The following is an 8,405-nucleotide window of genomic DNA, read 5'->3' on the forward strand; positions in this document are numbered from 1 at the left end:
AATAAGTTATTAATCGCGATTAATGATTTATTTGAGCTGTGGAAGGTAAACGCGGTTCTGAATGTCTCTTAAAATCTGTCTCAAATATTGACTTCAATCCAAGCTGAAACGGTGATGATAATAATATAAATGATAAAAAAGCAAATTGCAGTAATGGTTAAATGGCGTTTCATAATACCCCTCTCTTATAGTTATCTACATTAATGAGTATATAGTATTTACTATAATTTGCACAAAGAAAACATTTGATATTAGTTTTGATTGCGTTACCACGAGCACTCGTTGTACAATTGTTGTAATAAATGATTGGGGATGACGAGATGGCAGAAGAACGTACGTTAGTATTAGTGAAACCAGATGGTGTGAAACAACGGCATATTGGCCAAGTAATCACGCGACTTGAACAACGTGGTTATACAATTGAGGCCTTAAAAATTGTAAACGCTACCATGGAACAATTGAAGGATCATTATGCGGACTTAGCAGACAAGCCTTTCTTTCCAGAAATTACGACTTATATGCAGGAAGGTCCAATTACTGCAATTGTGGCGCAAGGCACTAATATTGTAGAAGTGTTCCATCGAATGGCTGGTGGGACTAATCCTACACAAGCTGAACTAGGGACAATTCGTGGAGATTTTGGACGTGAATGGGCTGATGGCTTGATTCGAAACGTCGTCCACAGTTCTGATAGTGCCGAGTCAGCTGAACGCGAAATTAAAGTCTGGTTCCCAGAACTAGGCGATACGTTATAATAGTAAATCCACCTCACGAGTGAATTCGTGAAGTGGATTTTTTTGGCACTATTTTCTACCGCGCTTTTTCAAGGTATTTTGTTGCTTCGTATGCACGATTAAGTCGTAAAATAAGCGGTCTCGGCGTGTAACTAACGCAGCCAGAAAATCAAAGACAAAGCCGAGCACAATCGCACTTAATATCACGAGTACAAAGGCATTTAATTTGGTTCGGGCAGATTCGACCGTCAAAATTAGTTTAGCTTGTTTTAACCAGGCAATACTAATTGGTAACGTGAAGTAGTAAATCCAGGCTTGGCGCATGCCAATTCTCAGTCGAGAAAGCTTGCCCGGATAAAAGTTAGTAATCTTGATGTGGACAATTGATTTACCAAAGGTTTGTCCTTCCGTCACCATTGGTACCAGAATCAGGACAATCGCAATGGGCAAAATATAATTAAAGAGTGGCGTGTGGGCCATGCCACGGTGACCAATCATATAGAAGAAAACTTCAATCATCAAACTACAAATCGTCGAAACAATCATGTAATCAATAAATAAAGCAACCAAACGTCTGAGCCAACCGACATGTTCGGCTCTTTTATAACTGGAACTATCAAGTTTGTCACGATTAGGGAAAATCTTAGCGATAATCGGTGCCAGCAACCAGCCAAAGGTGCCACCGAGCGTATTCATCATTAAATCATCCACGTCGAAGAGACGATATGAACGAGGATAAATCCAATATAGTCCAGATAATTGAGTTAATTCAAAGAATAGACTCAGCAAAAATGAAGCTAAGATGGTTTTCTTAAATGAAAGTCGGAAGTAATAGCGAATATAAAACCCAAACGGAATGATGAGTAATATATTGAAGACTGGCTGGAGAAACGAAATCGTTTTTAACGATCCAACCCAGGTGCCCGGATGGACTAATGAAAATCCAGATTCTGTCAAAAAATCATGCACAAAGTTAAAGGGTATCAGTTGTACTCTTGCCGAAGTCATTTTAAAGACCGATTCAATCGACGGCAAAGGTAAAATGACCATCAAGTACGCCGCTAACAGGTAAAAAATCATCGTGTACAGCACAAAGGCCCGCTTAAACGTGAAACTTCCATAATGGCGATACTCAATGACTAATAACGGCAGCGTGATGAAAGCCGCTAAGAATGGAAAAATTATGACTGCTGATTTGATATTGCTAATATATAATGACATTTGGTTTCCTGATTTTTTGAATTTTTTTGTATTTTACTCAATGTACCAAACCCACGGGGCATGTGACAACAACAAAACATCGAAAATTTAGGGACAATTCAATGATAAGAAATAATTCACAGCTATTTTGTCAGTCATACACTTTAGATAAGAATGGACTACAATATCTATTTATGCCACAACACGTGCGGAAATCTTGTGATATCAAGGCTCTGAAAATATTATTGTTCAGATTTTTTTAAATTATTGACAAAATTTGAACAGTTAATGGCCTTGCATAGGTAAATTTCCTTTTGTACAATTGTAAGTGTTAATAAACAAGGGAGGATTTATTTTATTATGAGAAAATATTTTGCAGAATTTTTAGGAACTTTTATGTTGGTATTCCTAGGGACGGCCACCGTAGTGATTGCTAAGGGCAACGTTCTTGCCATTGGTTTATCATTTGGGTTAGCCATCACTGTATCAGCATATGCATTTGGTGGAATTTCAGGTGGGCACTTTAATCCAGCTGTTACGACTGCCATGCTAATCAATCGTCGGATTGAAGTCGGGGATGCAATCTTTTACATCATCGCTCAATTTATTGGTGCCACTGCGGCCAGCGCTTTCGTGCTTTACTTTGTTAAAGCCTTGCACCTGTCAGCTACTGCACTTGGACAAACAGATTTCCCCAAGATTAATTCAGTTACCGCAATTATTGTCGAAACCTTAGCTACATTCTTATTCTTGATGGTCATCTTAAACGTCACGAGCAACGATCATGGTAACAGTGACTTTGCCGGCTTAACAATCGGTATTACGTTAGCCTTCTTGATTATTGCAACCTTGAACCTGACTGGTGGTTCATTAAACCCAGCCCGTTCATTCGGACCTGCTATCTTTGCTGGTGGTAGTGCTTTGTCACACATCTGGGTCTACATTTTAGCTCCAGAAATTGGTGCCATTTTGGCAGCATATTGTTCACGATTCTTAGATTCAGAAAGATAAAAATTAATATTTAATTACAGTCATCACTGACAGCAATTTGCTATCAGTGGTGATTTTTTTATTTCATTGAAATTCAATAAATATGTAGATTTAAGACAAGCGAATTATACATAACGTAAACAAATGTCAATTTGTGAAATGGTAAACAACACTTAAAATTCTGAAAAGCACTCTGAACATAATTTCAGTAAATTATTTTACATTTGCTCAAAGATTTGTTAAGCTTGATTTATCAAAAATGAAAGGGGTTTCAAAAATGAAACTTACAAACGCAGAATTAGCAAAATACATGGATCACACACTCTTAAAAGCAGATGCCACACAAGCTCAAGTCGAAGAAACACTCGCTGAAGCAAAAAAATATAATACCGCTTCAATCTGTATCAATCCATATTGGGTAGAATTAGCTGCCAAAGAATTGAAGGGCACAACTGTCAATGTTTGTACTGTAATTGGTTTCCCTCTCGGTGCCAATACCACAGCCACAAAGGTCTTTGAAGTGAACGATACAATCGACAAAGGCGCTACTGAAGTTGATATGGTGATCAACATTGGTGAATTAAAACAACATCATGATGACGCTGTTCAAGCTGATATTAAAGCCTTGGCCGATGCCGCTCATGCTAAAAAAGCTATTTTGAAAGTTATTATTGAAACCGCTTTATTAAACGATGAAGAAAAAGTTCGTGCATGTAAATTATCTGTTGCCGCTGGAGCCGACTTTGTTAAAACTTCAACTGGGTTCTCAACTGCCGGTGCTCAAGTAGCTGATGTTAAATTAATGCGTGAAACTGTTGGACCTGATTTGGGTGTTAAAGCTTCTGGTGGTATCCATAGTGCCAAAGAAGCCTACGCCATGATTGAAGCTGGTGCCAGTCGTTTAGGCGTGAGTGCCAGTGTTGAAATTTTGAAAGAAAATGAAGGCTAATCATAGCCAAGTACTAAATAGTAAATAAAGGGAGTGCAATAATGAAGTACAATCGTGTTTTCGGAATTGTTTTGGATTCAGTTGGAACGGGTGCTGCACCAGACGCTGATAAGTTTGGTGATGTCGGCTCAGATACATTGGGCCATGTTGGTGAATTTTATGAAGGTAATTTAGACATTCCTAATCTGCAAAAGCTTGGGATTTCTAATTTGCGTGAAACACCCATTGAAGGCGTCGCCGCAGCTGACAAACCATTAGCCTATTATGGCAAGATGCGTGAAATTTCAGCTGGTAAAGATAGTATGGATGGCCATTGGGAAATGATGGGCTTACCCGTCGAACACGCTTTATCACTATTTCCAAATGGTTTCCCCGCTGACTTAATTGATAAGTTGAAGGATTTTTCTAAACGTGACGTAATTGTCAACAAACCATATTCCGGCACGGATGTTATTCACGATTACGGTGAAGAACAGATGAAAACTGGCGCTTTGATTGTCTATACATCTGGCGATTCAGTACTTCAAATTGCCGCTCACGAAGATATTATTCCATTGGAAGAACTTTATAAGATTTGTGAATACGCACGTGGTTTAGTGAATGAACCACCATATGTGATTGGTCGGATTATTGCGCGTCCTTATGTTGGACCTGACAAAGATCACTTTACTCGGACGGCTAACCGTCGTGATTTCACCCTGGAACCAACTGGTGACATTGATTTGAACCGTCTCCAAGATGCTGGCTATGAAGTAATCGGGATTGGTAAAATCAATGATATTTTCTCAGGTCACGGTATTTCTCGTGGATATCACAATGAAAGCAACCATAACGGTATGGAACATGTTTTGGAAACGATGGGCCAAGATTTCAACGGTTTCTCATTTACGAACTTAGTTGATTTTGATGCCATGTACGGTCATCGTCGTAATCCAAAGGGCTTCGGTGCTGCATTAATGGAATTTGATCAACAATTGGGTGAAGTTTTGGCTCAATTAAAAGATGACGATTTGTTAATGCTTACCGCTGACCATGGTAATGATCCTGGTTTCCGTGGCACTGACCACACCCGTGAGTTAGTACCTGTCTTAGCTTATTCACCAAGTTTCAAGCAAATCGGTGAATCATTAGGTGTGCGCGAAACATTCTCAGACTTTGGTGCAACTATTTTGGATAATTTTGGTGTTAACAATGTCAAAGGCACAAGTTTCTTAGCTGATCTTAAATAATCCGAGGAGTGATAAATTATGAGTACACATATTGGTGCAAAAGATGGCGAAATCGCTGAAACAGTTCTATTTCCAGGGGATCCATTACGGGCTAAGTTTATTGCTGAAAACTTCTTAGAAGATGTTCATCAATACAGTTCCATCCGGAATATGTTTGGTTATACAGGAACATATAAGGGTAAAAAGATTTCCGTTCAAGGTAGTGGAATGGGGATTCCTTCACTGTCAATTTATGCTAACGAACTAATCAAATTTTACGGTGTTAAAACGATTATCCGGGTTGGTACCGCCGGTGGGATGCGTGAAGATGTCAAAATTGGTGATGTTATTTTAGGCCAAGGTTCCACCACGGATTCAGCTGTGACCGCCAATACGTTTGGGGCTGGCGTATATTACGCTCCATTGTCAGACTTTGAGTTACTTGACCGAGCTTATCATGTGGCACAAGAGATGGATGTACCAGTTCGAGTGGGAAATATCTTTGCTGCTGATCGTTTCTATAATGATGAATTAGACATGAAGAAATTAGCTGACTATGGTTGTGTCGCCACTGAAATGGAATCGGCCGGATTATTCTTAATTGGTGCTAAATATGGCATCAAGACATTGAGTATCTTGACTTGTAGCGATAACTTAGTGACAGGTGAATCTGCTTCACCACACGATCGTGAACAAGCCTTTACCGATATGATGAAAGTTTCGCTTGAAACTGGGATTCGTGGCTAATCATTAGATTGATTAGTTTCTTGGCTTGGACTGTCTTATAATGAACTACTGTAAATAAAATTAAGCTAAGTTGAGGCCAAACCAATGGATATTGAAAAGGATAAAATTCAACAAAGTATCGCAGTTGCGCGAATGTATTATGAACAAGAACTGAGTCAAAATCAGATTGCTGCTCAATTGGGGATTTCTCGACCAACCGTTTCAAGACTACTTCAAGCGGCCAAAAAAAGTGGTTTGATTCGGATCCAAATCATGGATCCGGTCGAAAGCTCGGCAGCACTGGAAGCTAAAATTAAAGCACGCTACCAATTGAATGAAGCCCACGTGGTGCCCGTTCAAACGGTGAGTGCTGGTTCTTCGCTAGACGCGATTGGTCAGTACGCCGCCGATTACTTAGCTGATTTGGTTGGCGATCACGATACGATTGGAATTGGCTGGGGTAAAACCATCCATTCCATCGCGAATCATTTAAATGTGAAGGATGAAGTCACGGACGTCTCGGTGGTGCAACTCAAAGGTAGTGTTTCGTATTCTAAACACCACACTTACGCCTTTGAAAGTATCAATGCCTTTGCCGCCGCGTTTCGGACAATTCCTCAATATTTGCCACTGCCAGTAATTTTTGATCAAAAGATGACGAAAGACCTAGTTGAAAAAGAACGCCATATTCAACATTTGATTGAGTTAGGTAAAAAAGCTAATATTGCAGTCTTTACTGTCGGAACTGTACGTGACAGCGCGTTGGTCTTGAACTTAAACTATTTTGCCGAAGACGAAATTGAGTTTTTGCAAGACCATGCAGTTGGGGATGTCTTCTCTAGATTTATTGATGAGGACGGCAAAATTGTGTGCGATGAAATTAATCAACGCACGATTGGTATTCAACTGTCAGATTTGACGACTAAAGATCACTCCATTTTGGTCGTTACCGGTGAAGCTAAAGTCGCCGCAATTGATGCGGCTCTACGTGGTAAATACGCCAACACTTTGATTATTGATCAACATACGGCGCAACAACTTATTAATTATCGAAACTAATTGAAAATAAAATGAGGACGTGACTCTTAACGTCCTTATTTTTAACAACAAAATGTAACCGCTAACACAAGGAGGATAATGAACAATGAGAATGTTAGATGTAATCGATGCAAAACGAAATGGTGGGGTTCTGACCGATGAACAAATCCAATTCTTCGTTGATGGAGTTGTAGATGGTTCGATTCCTGATTATCAAATTAGTGCACTGTTAATGGCCATTTATTTTCAAAAAATGACTGCACCTGAACAAACTAAATTAACGATGGCCATGCTAGAATCTGGTGATCAACTAGATTTATCAAAGATTGATGGCATTAAAGTTGATAAGCATTCTACCGGTGGTGTGGGTGATAAAACTAGTTTGCCATTGGCAGCCATGGTAGCAGCGTTAGGGATTCCCGTACCCATGATTTCTGGTCGTGGTTTAGGTCACACTGGTGGAACCTTGGACAAATTGGAAGCCATTCCTGGTTTTCGAGTAGAGTTAACCGAAGAAGAATTCATTAATCAAGTCCAATCAATAGGCTTGGCAATTGTCGGTGCAACAGGCCAAATTGCATCAGCTGACGCCCGGATTTATGGATTGCGTGATGTAACTGACACAGTTGATTCAATTCCATTGATTGCTAGCTCGATTTTGAGTAAAAAATTAGCCTCAGGGACAGATGCGTTAGTGATTGATGTTAAAACCGGTAGTGGTGCCTTCATGAAAGAAGAAGCCGATGCACAAAGCTTGGCCCATGCCTTGGTTGAAATTGCCAATGGAGCTGGAGTAAAGAGTATGGCGATTATTTCTGATATGAACCAACCACTTGGTGATAAGATTGGTAACTCTCTTGAAATTGAAGAATCAATTGATGTTCTGAAGGGCAAAGGACCTGCCGATTTAGTTGAATTAATTTTGACATTAGGTTCTCAAATGGCTGTCTTAGGCAAGAAAGCTGCTAACTTAGACGAAGCTCGTCAAAAATTACAAGCTACTATCGATGATGGGTCAGCCTTAGAAAAATTCAAACAAATGATTGAAATGCAAGGTGGCGATACCCGGGTGATTGATGATTATTCAATCATGCCACAAGCTAAATACAAGATTGACATCAAAGCTGAAAAAGATGGAGTCGTGAGTCAAATTACGGCTGACGAAATTGGCGTAGCCAGCATGTTACTTGGAGGCGGTCGTGCTGCCAAAGAAGACAAGCTTGATTATTCAGTTGGGATTGTTTTGAGTCACAAAGTTGGTGACCAAGTCAAAAAGGGTGATACCTTACTGACAGTTTACAGTAACCAAGAAGATATCACTAAAGTTGAACAATTGATTCGTGATAATTATTTAATTGGGGATGCTGCTGAACCAATCAAATTAATCCACGAAATTATTACAGATTAATATGGATGTAAATAAACCACAATCGCATGGGGCGATTGTGGTTTATTTTCTACCATTAGTCAAGGGAAACCTCGTTCTAATGGTTTTTTATTTTAATAAAGCATGGCTACAGGCCTATTTAATAACGTATATGAACTGAAAAAGATCAATTA

The 8,405-nt window shown here is 39.5% G+C and carries 8 protein-coding genes; 7 read left to right on the forward strand and 1 reads right to left on the reverse strand.

Annotated features, from left to right (window positions below; genetic code table 11):
• Positions 1-320 precede the first annotated feature (320 nt).
• Positions 321-755 carry a nucleoside-diphosphate kinase gene (gene ndk / locus FFM59_RS09205; RefSeq protein ID WP_137602744.1) on the forward strand — a complete coding sequence of 145 codons (435 nt, stop codon included), beginning with the start codon at positions 321-323 and terminating at the stop codon, positions 753-755.
• Between the two features lie 48 nt (positions 756-803).
• On the opposite strand, the gene FFM59_RS09210 is transcribed toward ndk, so the two are convergent.
• Positions 804-1,955 (reverse strand): VanZ family protein, encoded by a 1,152-nt coding sequence (locus FFM59_RS09210; RefSeq protein ID WP_137602745.1) that lies wholly within the window; start codon positions 1,953-1,955, stop codon positions 804-806.
• Between the two features lie 339 nt (positions 1,956-2,294).
• On the opposite strand from FFM59_RS09210, the gene FFM59_RS09215 reads away from it, so the two are divergent.
• The 6 genes from FFM59_RS09215 to FFM59_RS09240 all read left to right on the forward strand — a co-directional run bounded on the left by FFM59_RS09215 (position 2,295) and on the right by FFM59_RS09240 (position 8,253).
• Positions 2,295-2,945 carry an MIP/aquaporin family protein gene (locus FFM59_RS09215; protein WP_137602746.1) on the forward strand — a complete coding sequence of 217 codons (651 nt, stop codon included), beginning with the start codon at positions 2,295-2,297 and terminating at the stop codon, positions 2,943-2,945.
• Positions 2,946-3,201: 256 nt separating this feature from the next.
• Entirely contained in the window at positions 3,202-3,873 is a 672-nt protein-coding gene (deoC, locus tag FFM59_RS09220; RefSeq protein WP_137602747.1) for a deoxyribose-phosphate aldolase, read from the forward strand.
• A gap of 41 nt (positions 3,874-3,914) precedes the next feature.
• Positions 3,915-5,102 (forward strand): phosphopentomutase, encoded by a 1,188-nt coding sequence (locus FFM59_RS09225; protein WP_137602748.1) that lies wholly within the window; start codon positions 3,915-3,917, stop codon positions 5,100-5,102.
• Positions 5,103-5,120: 18 nt separating this feature from the next.
• Entirely contained in the window at positions 5,121-5,828 is a 708-nt protein-coding gene (gene deoD / locus FFM59_RS09230) for a purine-nucleoside phosphorylase (protein ID WP_137602749.1), read from the forward strand.
• 84 nt (positions 5,829-5,912) lie between these two features.
• The gene (gene deoR / locus FFM59_RS09235; protein WP_137602750.1) at positions 5,913-6,866 is read left to right on the forward strand and encodes a DNA-binding transcriptional repressor DeoR; all 954 of its coding nucleotides are present in this window, start codon (positions 5,913-5,915) and stop codon (positions 6,864-6,866) included.
• An 85-nt stretch (positions 6,867-6,951) separates the two neighbouring features.
• Positions 6,952-8,253, forward strand: a complete 1,302-nt coding sequence (locus FFM59_RS09240) for a pyrimidine-nucleoside phosphorylase (protein WP_137602751.1) — start codon at positions 6,952-6,954, stop codon at positions 8,251-8,253.
• The last annotated feature ends 152 nt before the right edge of the window (positions 8,254-8,405 follow it).

The sequence above is a fragment of the Paucilactobacillus nenjiangensis genome, assembly GCF_005405445.1.
Taxonomy (GTDB): Bacteria; Bacillota; Bacilli; order Lactobacillales; family Lactobacillaceae; genus Paucilactobacillus; species Paucilactobacillus nenjiangensis.

Bases quoted from the DNA above. Each gene is read 5' to 3' on its own strand.
- ndk (WP_137602744.1), top strand. From the start codon at position 321: ATGGCAGAAGAACGTACGTTAGTATTAGTGAAACCAGATGGTGTGAAA.
- FFM59_RS09210 (WP_137602745.1), bottom strand. From the start codon at position 1,955: ATGTCATTATATATTAGCAATATCAAATCAGCAGTCATAATTTTTCCA.
- FFM59_RS09215 (WP_137602746.1), top strand. From the start codon at position 2,295: ATGAGAAAATATTTTGCAGAATTTTTAGGAACTTTTATGTTGGTATTC.
- deoC (WP_137602747.1), top strand. From the start codon at position 3,202: ATGAAACTTACAAACGCAGAATTAGCAAAATACATGGATCACACACTC.
- FFM59_RS09225 (WP_137602748.1), top strand. From the start codon at position 3,915: ATGAAGTACAATCGTGTTTTCGGAATTGTTTTGGATTCAGTTGGAACG.
- deoD (WP_137602749.1), top strand. From the start codon at position 5,121: ATGAGTACACATATTGGTGCAAAAGATGGCGAAATCGCTGAAACAGTT.
- deoR (WP_137602750.1), top strand. From the start codon at position 5,913: ATGGATATTGAAAAGGATAAAATTCAACAAAGTATCGCAGTTGCGCGA.
- FFM59_RS09240 (WP_137602751.1), top strand. From the start codon at position 6,952: ATGAGAATGTTAGATGTAATCGATGCAAAACGAAATGGTGGGGTTCTG.